Raw genomic sequence first — 15,555 nt, 5'->3', positions numbered from 1 at the left:
TCGGGTTCATACTGGAACCACCGGGGCCGTCAGGCCCGCGGCGACCGCAAGCAGGTCCGCCCATGCGCGGGCCACTGCAAGCCATCCGCAAGAAGGAGTTACCCCGCATGAGCGATTCGTTCTCCACCCGCAGCCAGCTGAACGTCGGCGGCAAGACCTACGACTACTTCAGCCTGCCCACGCTGGGCCAGCGCTTCGATATCTCCCACCTGCCCTACTCGATGAAGATCCTGCTGGAGAACCTGCTCCGGCACGAGGACGGCGGCATCACCGTCGGCAAGGACCACATCGAAGCCGTGGCCCGCTGGAACCCGGCCGCCGAGCCGGACACCGAGATCGCCTTCATGCCGGCGCGCGTGGTCCTGCAGGACTTCACCGGCGTGCCCTGCGTGGTCGACCTGGCCGCGATGCGCGACGCAGTGGTCAAGCTCGGCGGCTCGCCGGAGCAGATCAACCCGCAGATTCCCTCCGAACTGGTCATCGACCACTCGGTGCAGGTCGACGTGTTCGGCAAGCCGGACGCGCTGGACCTCAACGGCAAGATCGAATTCCAGCGCAACCAGGAACGCTACGGCTTCCTGCGCTGGGGCCAGAAGGCCTTCGACAACTTCAAGGTGGTGCCGCCGAACACCGGCATCGTCCACCAGGTGAACCTGGAGAACCTGGCCCGCGTGGTGATGACGGCGGACAAGGACGGCAAGGCGGTTGCCTACCCCGACACCGTGTTCGGCACCGACAGCCACACCACCATGATCAACGGCATCGGCGTGCTGGGCTGGGGCGTGGGTGGCATCGAAGCGGAGGCGGCCATGCTTGGCCAGCCGTCGTCGATGCTGATCCCGCAGGTGGTCGGCTTCAAGCTGACCGGCAAGCTGCCCGAAGGCGCCACCGCCACCGACCTGGTGCTGACCGTCACCCAGATGCTGCGCAAGCTGGGCGTGGTCGGCAAGTTCGTCGAGTTCTACGGTGACGGCCTGCAGCACCTGCCGCTGGCCGACCGTGCCACCATCGGCAACATGGCGCCGGAATACGGCGCCACCTGCGGCATCTTCCCGATCGACGCCGAGTCGCTGAACTACCTGCGCCTGTCCGGCCGCAGCGAAGAGCAGATCGATCTGGTCGAAGCCTATGCCAAGGCGCAGGGCCTGTGGCACGAACCGGGCAGCGCGCATGCCCAGTACAGCACCACGCTGGAACTGGACATGGGCACGGTGAAGCCGTCGCTGGCCGGCCCGAAGCGCCCGCAGGACCGCGTGCTGCTGGAAGACGTGCAGAAGAACTACCGTGAAGCCCTGGTCGGCATGACCGCCAACCGTGACAAGCGCAGCGACGACGTCTCCTCGTTCGTCAACGAAGGCGGCGGCGCCGCGGTCGGCAACGAGCAGCTGGCCAAGGGCTTCGCCGACATCGAGATCGAAGGCCGCAAGGTCCGCCTGAAGGACGGCGCGGTGGTCATCGCTGCCATCACTTCGTGCACCAATACCTCCAACCCGGCGGTGATGATCGGCGCCGGCCTGCTGGCCCGCAATGCGGCCGCCAAGGGCCTGAACCGCCAGCCGTGGGTGAAGACCTCGCTCGGGCCGGGCTCGCGCGTGGTCACCGACTACCTGGAAAAGGCCGGTGTACTGAAGGAGCTGGAGAAGATCGGCTTCTTCGTGGTCGGCTACGGCTGCACCACCTGCATCGGCAACTCCGGCCCGCTGCCGACCGAAGTCAGCGCCGGCATCGCCACCGGCGACCTGGTCGTCACCTCGGTACTGTCCGGCAACCGCAACTTCGAGGGCCGCGTGCACCCCGAAGTGAAGATGAACTACCTGGCCAGCCCGCCGCTGGTAGTGGCCTATGCCATCGCCGGCACCACCGACATCGACCTGACCACCCAGCCGCTGGGTACCGGCAGCGATGGCCAGCCGGTGTTCCTGCGCGACATCTGGCCGAGCAACAAGGAAATCGGCGATGTCATCGCCGCCACCATCGGCCCGGAGATGTTCAAGCAGAACTACGCCGACGTGTTCAAGGGTGACACCCGCTGGAACACCATCGCCTCGCCGGACGGCAACCTGTACGAGTGGAGCGATGCCTCCACCTACATCAAGAACCCGCCGTACTTCGATGGCATGACCATGCAGACCGGCAGCATCGACGACGTGCACGGCGCACGCGTGATGGGCCTGTTCGGCGATTCGATCACCACCGACCACATCTCCCCGGCCGGCAACATCAAGAAGGACTCGCCGGCAGGCCGCTTCCTGCAGGAGCGCGGCGTGCAGCCGGCCGACTTCAACAGCTACGGCAGCCGCCGCGGCAACGATGACGTGATGGTCCGCGGCACCTTCGCCAACATCCGCATCAAGAACCTGATGTTCGGTGGCGAGGAAGGCGGCAACACCCTGTACTACCCGGCCGGCGGCGGCCAGCCGGAAAAGCTGGCGATCTACGATGCAGCCATGAAGTACAAAGCCGACAAGGTGCCGCTGGTGGTGCTGGCCGGCAAGGAGTACGGCACCGGCTCGTCGCGTGACTGGGCGGCCAAGGGCACCCTGCTGCTGGGGGTGAAGGCGGTCATCGCAGAGAGCTTCGAGCGCATCCACCGCTCCAACCTGGTCGGCATGGGCGTGCTGCCGCTGCAGTTCCGCAACGGCGAGAACGCACAGAGCCTGGGCCTGGACGGTTCGGAAGTGATCGACATCACCGGCCTGCAGGACGGTGCCAGCAAGCGCGCCACGGTCACCGCGACCAAGGCCGACGGCACCAAGAAGACCTTCGAGGTCTCGGTGATGCTGCTGACCCCGAAGGAAGTCGAGTACTTCCGCCACGGCGGCCTGCTGCAGTACGTGCTGCGCCAGCTGGCCAGCAAGTAACGGCGCGGCTGCGCCCGATTGAGGAAAAAGGGCCGGATCCTTGCGGATCCGGCCCTTTGCGTTTGCGGTGCTCCCTTCGGCTGCTTCTGCGCCAACAGCAGCCGAGCATGGGCTCGGCTCTACAGAAGCGCTCAGCGGCGCGGTGCGTCCGGGTCGGTGCGCAGCGCCTTCAGCAGGCCCCACATGTAGAACGCCAGGGTGAAGGAGAACGGCAGGCCGCACAGCACCACCGCGGTCTGCATCGCACTGAAGTTGCCGGCCAGCAGCAGGCCGACGCTGGCCACGGTGATGCCAGCCGCCCAGAACACGCGCAGCCAGATCGGCGCGTCATGCCCGTCTTCCACGCCATCATCAACGCGACGGGTACACAGGTTGGCGATCATCAGCGTGCCCGAATCGACCGGGGTCAGGAACAGCACGAAGCCGATCACCACCGCGGCACCGGCCACGTACGGCGCGGCGGGCAGGTACTCCAGCAGCTTGAACAGCGTCATCGCCGCATCATGCTGGGCCACGTCACCCAGGATCGCCTGGCCGTGGTTGAGCACCAGGTCGATGGCCGTGTTGCCGAAGATCGACAGCCAGGCCAGGGTGAAGCCGAGCGGGATCAGCAGCACGCCCATGATCACTTCACGGATGGTGCGGCCACGCGAGATGCGCGCCACGAAAAGACCGACGAACGGCGCCCAGGCGATCCACCACGCCCAGTAGAACAGCGTCCACGAGCCCATCCACTCACGGCCCTTCGGATCGTTGAGGTACATGTCGAAGCTCTTGCGCACGAATGCGCCGAGATAATCGCCGGTGTTCTGGATCAGGCCATCGAACAGGTGCAGGGTCGGGCCGGTGACCAGCACGAACAGCAGCAGGCCGCACAGCAGGCGCACGTTGAGGTTGGAGAGCCAGGCAATGCCCTTCTCCACACCCGCCACCACGCCGATGGTGGCCACCACCATCATCACCAGCACGATTGCCACCAGCACCTGCGGCGTATCCGGAATGTGGAACAGGTAGACCAGGCCGGACTGCACCACCAGCGCACCGATGCCGAGGTTGGTCACCATCGAGATCAGCGTGGCGAGGATGCCGAAGCCATCGACCATGTCGCCGATGCGGCCATGTATGCGCTCACCGAAGATCGGGTACAGCGCCGAGCGCAGCGCCAGCGGCAGGTCGCGGCGGTAGGCGAAATAGCCCAGCGCCACGCCGACCAGCGCATACAGCGCCCAGCCGTGCAGGCCCCAGTGCAGGAAGGTCAGCACCATCGCCTCGCGGCCGGCGGCCACGGTCCCGCCGGGCTGCCCGGGCGGATTGAGGAAGTGGTCCAGCGGCTCGTAGGCGCCGTAGTACAGCAGCGCAATGCCGATGCCGGCCGAGAACAGCATCGACACCCAGGCCACGTAACCGAAGGCCGGTGATTCCTCGTTGTGACCCAGGCGGATGCGGCCATACGGTGAGAACGCCAGCCACAGCACGAAGCCCAGGCACAGCACGATCAGCAGCATGTACCACCAGCCGAACGCCGCCGAGACTTCGGCCTGCGCCCACTGCAGCCAGTGCTCGCTGCTTTCGGGATAAAGAACGGTGAGCAGCCCGAGGATGCCGATCGACACCGAAGAGCTGAAGAAGACAAAACGGTTCAAGCGCAGGGGCGAACGCTTGGGATGAGCCAGGGAAGACATGGGGTCGTCTCATCAAGTCCGAGGGGGCACATGGGCGGGGCCGGACCGGTAAACCGGGCCCATGGCGTGGGGCGCGAGCGCATCCTAGGGTTTATTGATTGAACGTTCAATCAATAAAAAGCATAATGGCGGGCAGCCCGATCCTTCGGGTCGCAATCCGTGGAGAGACAATGCCGAAGAAAGGCGTGGAACCGGTACGGCGCGAACAGCTTATCCGGGCCACTTTCCAGACCATCGACGAGATCGGCATGGCCGATGCGACCGTCGCCACCATCGCGAAGAAAGCAGGGCTGTCCAGCGGCATCGTCGCCCACTACTTCGGCGACAAGGACGGCCTGCTCAATGCTGCAATGCGGCAGATCCTGCGTGAACTTAAGGACGCGGTCGCCCGCTACCGTGCCGACGCTGGTGACGACCCGCGCGAGCAGCTGCGCGCCATCGTCGATGGCAACTTCGACGACAGCCAGATCAACGGCACCGCGATGCGCGTCTGGCTGACGTTCTGGGCCGCCAGCATGCACCAGCCGGAACTGGCCCGGCTGCAGCGCGCCAACGACCAGCGCCTGTTCTCCAACCTGTGCCACCAGTTCAACCGCCTGCTGCCCCACCCGCAGGCCCGCCTGGCCGCCCGTGGCCTGGCCGCGATGATCGACGGCCTCTGGCTGCGCGGCAGCCTGGTCGGCGGCCAGTTCAACGCCGAGAAGTCCCGGCGCATTGCTTACGGCTACATCGACTTCCAGTTGCAGGCTGTCGCGCTATAAGCGCTTCAGCACCCGCCCCCTTCCAAGGAGTACGCCCCATGACCACCCTGCCCGTCCAACAGCTCTACATCCACGGCCAGCGCGTCGATGCCACCAGCGGCAAGACTTTCAAGACCGTGAACCCGGCCACCGGTGACGTGATCGCTGAAGTGCAGGTCGCCAGCCAGGCCGACGTCGAACGCGCCGTGCAGAGCGCGGCCGAAGGCCAGAAGGTGTGGGCGGCGATGACTGCCATGGAGCGTTCGCGCATCCTGCGCCGCGCCGTCGAAATCCTGCGCGAGCGCAACGACGAACTGGCGCACCTGGAAACCCTGGACACCGGCAAGGCGCTGGCCGAAACCACCACCGTGGACATCGTCACCGGCGCCGACGTGGTCGAGTACTACGCCGGCCTGGCCACCGCCATCGAAGGCATCCAGCTGCCGCTGCGCGAATCGAGCTTCTTCTACACCCGCCGCGAGCCGCTGGGCGTGGTCGCCGGCATCGGCGCCTGGAACTACCCGATCCAGATCGCCATGTGGAAGTCGGCCCCGGCCCTGGCCGCCGGCAACGCGATGGTGTTCAAGCCGTCCGAAGTGACCCCGCTGACCGCGATCCGGCTGGCCGAGATCTACACCGAAGCCGGTGTGCCGGCCGGCGTGTTCAACGTCGTGCAGGGCCCGGGCCGCGAGATCGGCCAGTGGCTGACCGAGCACCCGGTGATCGAGAAGATCTCCTTCACCGGCGGCGTCGCCACCGGCAAGAAGGTCATGGCCAGTGCCGCATCCTCGTCGCTGAAGGAAGTGACCATGGAGCTGGGCGGCAAGTCGCCGCTGGTGATCTGCGATGACGCCGACCTCGACCGCGCCGCTGATATCGCGGTGATGGCCAACTTCTTCAGCTCCGGCCAGGTCTGCACCAACGGCACCCGCGTGTTCGTGCCGCGCAGCATGCTCGCCGCGTTCGAAGCCGCCGTGGTCGAGCGCGTCAAGCGCATCCGCATCGGCGACCCGATGGCCGCCGAGACCAACTTCGGCCCGCTGACCAGCTTCCCGCACATGGAAAACGTGCTGCGCTACATCGAAAGCGGCAAGGCCGAAGGCGCCCGCCTGCTGACAGGCGGCGGCCGTGCCACCGAAGGCGCGCTGGCCAATGGCGCCTACGTGCTGCCGACCGTGTTCTCCGACTGCCGCGATGACATGACCATCGTCAAGGAAGAGATCTTCGGGCCGGTGATGAGCATCCTCGCCTACGACGACGAAGACGAAGTGGTGCGTCGAGCCAACGACACCACCTTCGGCCTCGCCGCCGGTGTGGTCAGCAAGGACGTCAGCCGCGCCCATCGCATCATCCACCGCCTGGAAGCCGGCATCTGCTGGATCAACACCTGGGGCGAATCGCCGGCCGAAATGCCGGTTGGCGGCTACAAGGAATCCGGCGTCGGCCGTGAGAACGGCCTCTCCACCCTCGGCCACTACACCCGCATCAAGTCGGTGCAGGTGGAACTGGGCGACTACGCCAGCGTGTTCTGATCGGCGCGCCCCGAGCGCGCACCTTCGTCCGGCCACTGCGCCGATCCGACATTCCGCCGGGACGCTTGCATGCAGCGCGCCCCGGCCTGCAGGAGACACCCATGAGCACCCATAACGAGTACGACTACATCATCATCGGCGCCGGTTCGGCCGGCAACGTGCTGGCCACCCGCCTCACCGAAGATGCCGATGTCAGCGTGCTGCTGCTGGAAGCCGGTGGCCCGGACTACCGGCTCGACTTCCGTACCCAGATGCCGGCGGCACTGGCCTTCCCGCTGCAGGGCAAGCGCTACAACTGGGCGTACAAGACCGATCCCGAGCCCTTCATGAACAACCGCCGCATGGACTGCGGCCGTGGCAAGGGGCTGGGTGGCTCGTCGCTGATCAACGGCATGTGCTACATCCGCGGCAACGCGATGGACTACGACAACTGGGCCAGCATGCCGGGCCTGGAAGACTGGACCTACCTGGACTGCCTGCCGTACTTCCGCAAGGCCGAAACCCGTGACATCGGCCCCAACGACTACCACGGTGGCGAAGGCCCGCTGCGGGTGACCACGCCGAAGGCCGGCAACAACGAACTGTTCGCTGCGATGGTCGAGGCCGGCGTGCAGGCCGGCTACCCGCGCACCGACGACCTCAACGGCTACCAGCAGGAAGGCTTCGGCCCGATGGACCGCACGGTGACCCCGAAGGGCCGTCGTTCCAGCACCGCCCGCGGCTATCTGGACCTGGCCAAGCCGCGCCCGAACCTGACCATCGTCACCCACGCGCTGACCGACCGCATCCTGTTCTCGGGCAAGCGTGCGGTGGGCGTGCAGTGGCTGCACAACGACCAGCCGCAGCGTGCCACCCCCCGCCGCGAAGTGCTGCTGTGTGGCGGCGCCATCGCCTCGCCGCAGATCCTGCAGCGCTCGGGCGTCGGCCCTGCCGACCTGCTGCGCAGCCTGGACATCGACCTGGTGCACCACCTGCCGGGCGTCGGCGCCAACCTGCAGGATCACCTGGAGATGTACCTGCAGTACGAGTGCAAGAAGCCGGTCTCGCTGGCCCCGGCACTGAAGCTGTACAACCAGCCGGCCATCGGTGCCGAGTGGCTGTTCCTGGGCACCGGCATCGGCGCCAGCAACCAGTTCGAGGCCGGTGGCTTCATCCGCAGCGACGCCGAGTTCGACTGGCCGAACCTGCAGTATCACTTCCTGCCGGTGGCGATCAATTACAACGGCTCCAACCCGATCAAGGCGCACAGCTTCCAGATGCACGTCGGTTCGATGCGCTCGCCCAGCCGCGGCCGCATCCACGTGCGTTCGAAGGATCCGCGCGAACATCCGAGCATCCTGTTCAACTACATGTCGCACGACCAGGACTGGCGCGAGTTCCGCGCGGCGATCCGGATCACCCGCGAGATCTTCGCGCAGCCGGCACTGGCGCCGTACAGCGGCCGCGAGATCTCGCCGGGCAGCGCACTGCAGACCGATGCGCAGATCGATGCGTTCGTCCGCGAGCATGCCGAGACCGCCTACCACCCGTCGTGCTCGAACAAGATGGGCCATGCCGATGACCCGATGGCGGTGGTCGACGGCCAGGGCCGCGTGCACGGGCTGGAAGGCCTGCGCATCGTCGATGCCTCGATCATGCCGCAGGTGGTGACCGGCAACCTCAACGCACCGACCATCATGATGGCCGAGAAGCTGGCCGACGTGATCCGTGGCCGCACCCCGCTGGCCCGCAGCACCGCGCCGTACTACAAGGCCAACGGCGCACCGGTACGCAAGCAGAGCTGACGCAAGCGCCCCGCTTGTGGCCACGGTACTGCCGGCCGCTGGCCGGCATCCACCGGAATCCCGATCGAGCGCAGATGCCGGCCAGCGGCCGGCATTACCAAGCAAAGAGGCCCTTCGGGGCCTCTTCGCGTTTTCCCTACGGCGGGGTATGCTGCAATGAACGGCCATTGTGGATACGCTCAGGGCCGTAACCTAAAACATCACGATTCCTGGAGGGGGAATATGAGTCTGGATCGTCCCTGGCTGCAGAGCTATCCGAAAGGCGTTCCCGCCGAAATCGACGTCAACGAATTCCATTCGGTCGCCTCGGTCTTCGACGCTTCCGTCGCGAAATTCCGCGACCGTCCCGCCTACTCCAGCTTCGGCAAGGTCCTCACCTATGGTGAGACGGACGCGCTGGTCACCCAGTTCGCCGCCTACCTGCTGGGTGAGCTCAAGCTCAAGAAGGGTGACCGCGTCGCCCTGATGATGCCCAACTGCCTGCAGTACCCGGTGGCCACCTTCGGCGTGCTGCGCGCCGGCCTGACCGTGGTCAACGTCAACCCGCTGTACACCGCGCGCGAACTCAAGCACCAGCTGGTTGATGCCGGCGTCAGTGCCCTGGTGGTGGTCGACAACTTCGGCGACACCGTCGAACAGGTCATCGCCGATACACCGGTCAAGCACGTGGTCACCACCGGCCTGGGCGACCTGCTCGGCGCCAAGGGCGCGATCGTCAACTTCGTGCTGAAGTACATCAAGAAGATGGTGCCCAACTACCACATCAAGGGCGCCGTCCGCTTCAAGCAGGCGCTCAAGCTGGGCAGCCGGCACACGCTTCCGCCGGTCGAGATCGACCACGACGACATTGCCTTCCTGCAGTACACCGGCGGGACCACCGGCGTGGCCAAGGGTGCGATGCTGACCAACCGCAACCTGATCGCCAACATGCAGCAGGCGTCAGCGTGGCTGTCCACCTCCGGCATCGAGCCGGGCAAGGAAGTGATCATCACTGCCCTGCCGCTGTACCACATCTTCGCGTTGACCGCGAACGGGCTGGTCTTCATGAAGTTCGGTGGCTGCAACCACCTGATCACCAACCCACGCGACATGAAGGGCTTCGTCAAGGAGCTCAAGGGCACCCGCTTCACCGCCATCACCGGCGTCAACACGCTGTTCAACGGCCTGCTCAACACCCCGGGCTTCGACGAGATCGACTTCTCTTCGGTCAAATTCACCCTGGGCGGCGGCATGGCGGTGCAACGTGCCGTGGCCGAACGCTGGAAGAAGGTCACCGGCGTGACCCTGGTCGAAGCCTATGGCCTGACCGAGACCTCGCCCGCGGCCTGCATCAATCCGCTCACCCTGCCCGAGTACAACGGTGCCATCGGCCTGCCGATCCCGTCCACCGATGCCTGCATCAAGGACGACAACGGCAACATCCTGGCGCTGGGCGAAGTGGGCGAGCTGTGCATCAAGGGCCCGCAGGTGATGAAGGGCTACTGGCAGCGTCCGGAAGAAACCGCCACCGCCATCGATGCGGACGGCTGGCTGCACACCGGCGACATGGCGAAGATGGACGAACAGGGCTTCTTCTACATCGTCGACCGCAAGAAGGACATGATCCTGGTGTCCGGCTTCAACGTGTACCCGAATGAGGTCGAAGACGTCATCGCGATGATGCCGGGCGTGCTGGAAGTCGCCGCCGTCGGTGTCCCGGACGAAAAGTCCGGCGAAGTGGTCAAGGTCGTGATCGTGAAGAAGGACCCGAACCTGACCGCGGAAATGGTCAAGGAACATGCGCGGGCAAACCTGACCGGTTACAAGCACCCCAGAATCGTAGAATTCCGAAAGGAGCTGCCGAAGACCAACGTCGGCAAGATCCTCCGTCGCGAGCTGCGTGATACGCCCGCCCAGTAAGGGTTTCCGGGCAACGGGAGAGTACAGGGACCCCGCCGGAGACGGCGGGGTCTTTTTATTACCGGAACATGGCCGGTACAGCGCTTGCGGGCGGTTCACGACGGGTGCATAGAATCAGTCGCCGCCGCACGTTCAGCCCGCCCCCTCACTCCTCTCCGTCCGCTCTGCGGTTGGCCGGACGGTCACACGGAGAACTCCCATGTCCGCAGTACGCCCCATCATCACCCGTCCCTCGCAGCACCCTACCCTGCGTATCACCGAAGAACCCGAGCGGGATGTCTACTGGATCCACATGCACGCCAACCTGGTCAACCAGCCGGGCCGGCCGTGCTTCGCCTCGCGCCTGGTCGATGACATCGTCGACTACCAGCGCGAACTGGGCGATCGCCTCAGCGCCTCGCACGCTCTGTCACCCCATGTCGTTCTTGCCTCGGACAGCGACGTGTTCAACCTGGGTGGCGATCTCGAACTGTTCTGCCGCCTGATCCGCGAGGGCGACCGCGCCCGCCTGCTCGACTATGCCCAACGCTGCGTGCGCGGCGTGCATGCCTTCCATGCTGGCCTGGGCACCCGTGCCCACAGCATCGCCCTGGTCCAGGGCAATGCACTGGGTGGCGGCTTCGAGGCCGCACTGAGCTGCCACACCATCGTCGCCGAGGAAGGCGTGCTGATGGGCCTGCCCGAGGTGCTGTTCGACCTGTTCCCGGGCATGGGCGCCTACTCCTTCCTGTGCCAGCGGATCAGCCCGCGCCTGGCCGAGAAGATCATGCTGGAAGGCAACCTCTACACCGCCAGCCAGCTGAAGGAGATGGGCCTGGTCGACATCGTGGTGCCGGTGGGCGAAGGCGTTGCCGCGGTCGAACAGGTGATCAAGGAAAGCCGGCGCATTCCGCACGCGTGGGCGGCGATGCGTGAGGTCAACGAGATCGCCACCATGGTGCCGCTGCATGAAATGATGCGGATCACCGAGATCTGGGTGGACACCGCCATGCAGCTCGGCGAGAAGTCCCTGCGCACCATGGATCGGCTGGTACGGGCGCAGGCCCGGCGCAATGGCGACCCGGCCTGACCGTCTGGCGGGTCAGGACGGGCTGCGCTCGCTGTCGTCGCGGTGCGATGCTCCCGCACTACGGGCAGCCAACGCATTCCTGCCGTTGCGCAGGGCGGTTGCCAGGCTGCCGAGGCGGGCGTTCCATTCCCCCTTCAGCTGCCAGTCCGCCATGCGCATGATTTCGCCACTGGAGGCGGCAACCTGGACAAGCCCCAGGTTGCTCGCCACACCGCGCAGCGCGTGTGCGTGCTCGCGGAAATCCTCCCAGGCCTGGTGCTCGCCGCAGCCCTGCAGCTGGCCCATGCTCGCGTCGACGTCCGCCAGGCACTGGTCGATGAACTTGCGTTCGAAGCCATCGCCCATGCCCAGCGACGCCAGCTCGTCCAGCACCGCGGTATCGAGCACGCCATCGCCAACCGGCAATGCCGGCACCGACTGGATGCCGGACTCGGCGCGGGTATTGGCGGCGACATCGGCCAGCACTTCCAGCAGACGGGTGGCCACCACGGGCTTGGCAAGGAAGGCGCGGGCACCGGCCTGCTCGCAACGCAGGATGGACTCGGGGGTGACGTCTGCGCTCAGCACCATGACCGGAACGTAAGGCATGCCACTGGCCTGCATCACCCGCAACTGCTTGAGCAGGTCCAGTCCGCTCATGCCGGGCATGTGCAGATCAACGATCGCTGCGTCGTAACTGGCCTGCTCCAACGCATCGAGCACTTCGGCGCCGCCATTGACGCAGGTGACCTTGTGGCCGGCCTTCTCCAGCAACCGCTGCAGCACCATGCGGTTGGCTTCGTGGTCGTCGGCCACCAGCACCCGCAGGCTGCGCACCCGCGCACGATGGCGCAGGAAGGGATTGGAGAACGCGATGACATTGCCGGCTTCAGCCACCTCGGACGGAACCGCCGGGGCTGATGAAGTGTCTGCGACGTCCAGCGTGATCTCGACCCAGAACACGCTGCCACGCGGGCTGTTCGGCGCATAACCGACCTGCCCGCCCATCGACTCGACCAGGCCCTTGGCAATGGCGGTGCCCAGACCGGTGCCTTCATGCCGGCGGGCCAGGCCGACATCGCCCTGTTCGAAGGCATTGAACAGCCGGCCGCGCAGCGCCACCGGCACGCCGATGCCGCTGTCGACGATCTCGAATCGCAGGCGCATCCGCTCGCTGCCCAGCACATCGGGGCTGGACACGCGCAGATGCACGTAGCCGCTGTCGGTGAACTTGACCGCGTTACCCATCAGATTGAGCAGGATCTGCTGCAGATGACCGGCATCACCCAGCAGGCGCGGCGGCACGTTGTCATCCACCTGCACGCGATAGTCCAGCGATTTGGAGCGGGTCTGCGGGGTCAGGATCAGGTTGATCGCCTGCAGCACGTCGGCCAGCGCGAACTCGTGCCACTCCACGCGCACCTTGCCGGCTTCGATCGCGGAGATGTCCAGCACCTCTTCCACCAGCGCCAACAGGCTGCGGGTCGAGGCCTGGATGGTGTTCAGGCACTCGCGCTGTTCGTCGTCCAGGCGGGTGGTGGCCAGCACTTCGGTCATGCCGGCCAGCCCGTTCAATGGCGTGCGGAACTCATGGCTCATGTTGGCCAGGAAACGACTCTTGGCTTCGTTGGCCTGGCGCGCCTCTGCCACCGCCCGGGTCAAGGCATGCAGCAGCGAATCGAAGTACAGCGGAATCGCGCCCAGGCCCAGCAGCAGGCCCCAGCCCAGATAGTCGTGGCCGCGCCAGTACGGCGACAGCATCACCGTGCACAGGAAGGCCAGGCAGCCCATGGCCGTGGCCACGCGCAGGTAGGTGCTGCCGTAGCGCATGCCGTTGCCGATCGTGACCCACAGCATCACCGCATACAGCGGTGCCGCCGGCTCACCCTGGATGGTCATGATCCAGGCCATGCAGGTGTAGTCGGTCAGCATGCCGATCACCCGGCGCACATGCGACACACCCGGATTGACCAGGATCGCGGTCAGCAGGCCGGCGGAAATGGTCAGCTCGAAGGCGAGGATCAGCCACGTCGCAGTCAGTGCCTCACCGCCGCCGCTCAGCGAGCGCCAGCCGAGATAGCTGATGAACAGCGCCGTGATGATGATGCGGATCAGGTTCTGCGCGTGCTCGCTGTCCTCGCGCCCGGACAGGCGTTGCTTGAAGCGTGCCAGCAGCGAGCGCTTGTCGGAGCCAGCGGCGGGAGTCGTATCCATGGTCGGATGTCGCATCCTTCGGCGCAGCAGGGAGGAGCAGCACAACGGTACTGCCAGCAACCCCAACCACAGGGAAATGGCCAGCCCCAGGTTGGCCTGCCAGTAAGGGGTCAACAGCACGGTGGTGCCGAAACTGACCATCGCCAGCACGATGGCAGCGGCCAGGTAACGCGGCCCGAAGCGCAGGCCGTTGCCCACCGTGACCCATATCACCACCGCATACACCCACGCCAGCGGCTCACCCATCTGGATCATGCCGACCGCGATCAGGCCGTAGTCGGCCAGCATCCCGGCCACCCGCCGCGGATCGGAGCGCTCCGGCTTCCACAGCAACCAGCCAATCAGCAGCAGTGACAGGCCCAATCCGGTCAGCACCGTTGCCAGCACGCCCTGGTATTGATCCAGCCGATGCAGACGGGCACCGGACAACAGCACATAGACCAGGATCAGCGAGATCAGCACCACCCGCACGATCGCCTGGCCATGTTCCGAATCCGGACGCTGCGCCAACTGACGCCTCACGCGTGCGAACAGGTCCTGCATGTCACCCACCCGGTCGCGTCGATGCCGTCGAGTGCTGGGCGCAGATATCCATCAACTGCTGGTGGCCGCGCATCAGCGCATCCACGCAGCGTGGATCGAACAGGCGGCCACGCTGGGCATACAGATAGGCCAGTGTGGCTTCCATGGTCCATGCTTCCTTGTACGGACGGGGTGAGATGAGTGCGTCGAAGACGTCGGCCACGGCGACGATGCGCGCTTCCAGCGGAATCGCCTCACCGACCAGCCCATCCGGGTAGCCGCTGCCGTCGTAACGTTCGTGGTGGCGCAGCGCGATCAATGCGCCGACCTGGATGAAGCGGTTCTGGCTGCCACTGAGCAGCTCATGGCCGATGCGTGGGTGCCGGCGCATGATCGCCAGCTCCTCGTCGTTGAGCTTGCCCTGCTTGAGCAGCACTGCATCGGGAATGGCGATCTTGCCCATGTCATGCAGCGGCGCGGCCATCTCGATCAGGCGCACGTCGTCTTCGGGCAGGCCCAGCTGCTCGGCGATCAGCCCTGCTACGCGCGCCATGCGTTCGAGGTAGGCACTGGTGCCGGCATCACGGAACTCGATCGCCCGTGCCAACCGCGACAGTGTCTCACGCTCGCGTTCCTCGACCTCGTGCATGCTGGCCAGCAAGCGCTGCTCCAGCGACAACGCGCGTTGCTTCACGTTCTCGGTCTGCTGGCGCAGCTGCAACAGGTTGTAGCAGCGCGCGCGCAGTTCGCGCGGACGGATGGGCTTGACCAGGAAGTCGATGACCCCCGCTTCCAGCGCCGCCTGACGGATCGGCTCGTCGCCGACCACGGTGATCAGGATCACGGGAATGTCGCGATGCTTGGGCAGGCGACGGAAACGGCGGGCGAACTCCAGCCCGTCCATTTCCGGCATGCGGTAATCGAGCAGCAGCAGGTCGACCGGATGCGCCTCGCACCAGGCCAATGCGGTCAGCGGATCACCGAAGTCATACACGCTCAGTTCCGGCGCGATATCTTCGATGAAGTGACGCAGCATCGTCCGGGCGGACGTCTGGTCGTCAACAATGACGATGTTCAACGCGTACTCTGCCTGGTTTCTCGACCATGCTGGATCATCAGCAGGCGAGGATACCCTGCCGCTGCGAACGCTCGCACCCTGCATCGGCCTGACTCCCGTGTCATGCGTCCCGGTTCATGATCGTCATCACATTGTGAAGCGGACTCTCCACAATGCGCACTCCCCCTGGCGCCGATCAAGCCACAACAGACGTCA

At 65.8% G+C, this 15,555-nt stretch carries 9 protein-coding genes; 6 read left to right on the top strand and 3 right to left on the bottom strand.

Annotated features, from left to right (window positions below; translation table 11 throughout):
* Positions 1-107 precede the first annotated feature (107 nt).
* Complete coding sequence (gene acnA, locus ACZK3J_RS10295; RefSeq protein ID WP_478476872.1) at positions 108-2,861, top strand: aconitate hydratase AcnA; 2,754 nt, start codon at positions 108-110, stop codon at positions 2,859-2,861.
* Between the two features lie 131 nt (positions 2,862-2,992).
* On the opposite strand, the gene ACZK3J_RS10290 is transcribed toward acnA, so the two are convergent.
* A complete protein-coding gene (locus ACZK3J_RS10290; protein WP_032129837.1) occupies positions 2,993-4,543 on the bottom strand; it encodes a BCCT family transporter in 1,551 nt (516 codons plus the stop codon).
* Positions 4,544-4,713: 170 nt separating this feature from the next.
* Between ACZK3J_RS10290 and betI the strand changes: the two genes are divergently transcribed.
* The 5 genes from betI (at position 4,714) to rpfF (ending at position 11,567) form a co-directional block, all read left to right on the top strand.
* A complete protein-coding gene (gene betI, locus ACZK3J_RS10285; protein ID WP_005416394.1) occupies positions 4,714-5,304 on the top strand; it encodes a transcriptional regulator BetI in 591 nt (196 codons plus the stop codon).
* A gap of 38 nt (positions 5,305-5,342) precedes the next feature.
* Entirely contained in the window at positions 5,343-6,815 is a 1,473-nt protein-coding gene (gene betB, locus ACZK3J_RS10280) for a betaine-aldehyde dehydrogenase (protein WP_049463408.1), read from the top strand.
* A gap of 101 nt (positions 6,816-6,916) precedes the next feature.
* Entirely contained in the window at positions 6,917-8,599 is a 1,683-nt protein-coding gene (gene betA, locus ACZK3J_RS10275) for a choline dehydrogenase (protein ID WP_478476871.1), read from the top strand.
* Between the two features lie 222 nt (positions 8,600-8,821).
* The gene (locus ACZK3J_RS10270; protein ID WP_049461178.1) at positions 8,822-10,498 is read left to right on the top strand and encodes a long-chain fatty acid--CoA ligase; all 1,677 of its coding nucleotides are present in this window, start codon (positions 8,822-8,824) and stop codon (positions 10,496-10,498) included.
* A 199-nt stretch (positions 10,499-10,697) separates the two neighbouring features.
* Positions 10,698-11,567, top strand: coding sequence for a diffusible signal factor synthase RpfF (gene rpfF / locus ACZK3J_RS10265; protein ID WP_012480080.1), 870 nt, complete (start codon positions 10,698-10,700; stop codon positions 11,565-11,567).
* A 12-nt stretch (positions 11,568-11,579) separates the two neighbouring features.
* Here the strand turns inward: rpfF and ACZK3J_RS10260 are convergent, their stop codons facing one another.
* Together ACZK3J_RS10260 and rpfG are read right to left on the bottom strand one after the other, a co-directional pair.
* Positions 11,580-14,303, bottom strand: coding sequence for a response regulator (locus tag ACZK3J_RS10260; RefSeq protein ID WP_478476870.1), 2,724 nt, complete (start codon positions 14,301-14,303; stop codon positions 11,580-11,582).
* A gap of 1 nt (position 14,304) precedes the next feature.
* Complete coding sequence (gene rpfG / locus ACZK3J_RS10255) at positions 14,305-15,444, bottom strand: cyclic di-GMP phosphodiesterase response regulator RpfG (protein ID WP_478476869.1); 1,140 nt, start codon at positions 15,442-15,444, stop codon at positions 14,305-14,307.
* Between the last annotated feature and the right edge of the window lie 111 nt (positions 15,445-15,555).

It is taken from the genome of Stenotrophomonas sp. 86428_Sma, assembly GCF_056481585.1.
Note: the sequence above shows the minus strand (reverse complement) of the source record. Positions and strands in the feature narration are given on the sequence as shown.

Bases quoted from the DNA above. Each gene is read 5' to 3' on its own strand.
- betB (WP_049463408.1), top strand. From the start codon at position 5,343: ATGACCACCCTGCCCGTCCAACAGCTCTACATCCACGGCCAGCGCGTC.
- betA (WP_478476871.1), top strand. From the start codon at position 6,917: ATGAGCACCCATAACGAGTACGACTACATCATCATCGGCGCCGGTTCG.
- ACZK3J_RS10290 (WP_032129837.1), bottom strand. From the start codon at position 4,543: ATGTCTTCCCTGGCTCATCCCAAGCGTTCGCCCCTGCGCTTGAACCGT.
- rpfG (WP_478476869.1), bottom strand. From the start codon at position 15,444: ATGCAGGGTGCGAGCGTTCGCAGCGGCAGGGTATCCTCGCCTGCTGAT.
- acnA (WP_478476872.1), top strand. From the start codon at position 108: ATGAGCGATTCGTTCTCCACCCGCAGCCAGCTGAACGTCGGCGGCAAG.
- betI (WP_005416394.1), top strand. From the start codon at position 4,714: ATGCCGAAGAAAGGCGTGGAACCGGTACGGCGCGAACAGCTTATCCGG.
- ACZK3J_RS10270 (WP_049461178.1), top strand. From the start codon at position 8,822: ATGAGTCTGGATCGTCCCTGGCTGCAGAGCTATCCGAAAGGCGTTCCC.
- rpfF (WP_012480080.1), top strand. From the start codon at position 10,698: ATGTCCGCAGTACGCCCCATCATCACCCGTCCCTCGCAGCACCCTACC.
- ACZK3J_RS10260 (WP_478476870.1), bottom strand. From the start codon at position 14,303: ATGCAGGACCTGTTCGCACGCGTGAGGCGTCAGTTGGCGCAGCGTCCG.